This window comes from Burkholderia sp. SR8 (assembly GCF_052851275.1).
The window spans coordinates 1-496 of record NZ_JAULUC010000090.1 but is presented as its reverse complement, the minus strand read 5'-3'; the positions used below and the strand labels follow the sequence as shown (position 1 = coordinate 496).

1 protein-coding gene is annotated in these 496 nt (G+C 65.9%); it reads left to right on the top strand.

The features are described 5' to 3' along the window. Positions 1 to 475, top strand: a 475-nt coding sequence (locus Q3A80_RS31950) for a substrate-binding periplasmic protein (protein ID WP_446332758.1), incomplete at its 5' end; no start/stop codon positions are given. Between the last annotated feature and the right edge of the window lie 21 nt (positions 476 to 496).

Sequence of the window (496 nt, the reverse complement as noted above, 5' to 3'; positions counted from 1 at the left end):
ATTCTCGGCGCCGGCGACCGACTACAACGTTTCGTTCGTCTACAACAAGAACAACCCGAAGATCGCGAAGAACCTGCGCTCGCTCGCCGACATCGACAAGCCGAACATCACGGTCGCGGTGATGTCCGGCACGTCGCAGGACAAGGCGATTTCGGCCGAACTGAAACAGGCGCGGATCATGCGGCTGCCCGGCAACGACGAGACGCGCCTGTCGTTGATCTCGAAGCGCGCCGACCTGCTCGCCGACGCGAACATCACCAACATGCTGCTGACCGAAGCGCACCCGGACTGGGCCGCCAGCTTCAATCCCGCGCCGCCGCTCGCCCAGCAGGAAGTGGCGTTCGGGCTGCGCAAGGACACGCCGAAGGCCGACCTCGACGTGCTCAACGACTACCTCGCGCAGCAGGTCAGGTCCGGCGCGGTGAACCGCCTGATCAAGACGTCCGTGCAGGCCATGCTGACGCCCGGCAAGTAAGCCGCGCCGCACCGGCGGGCC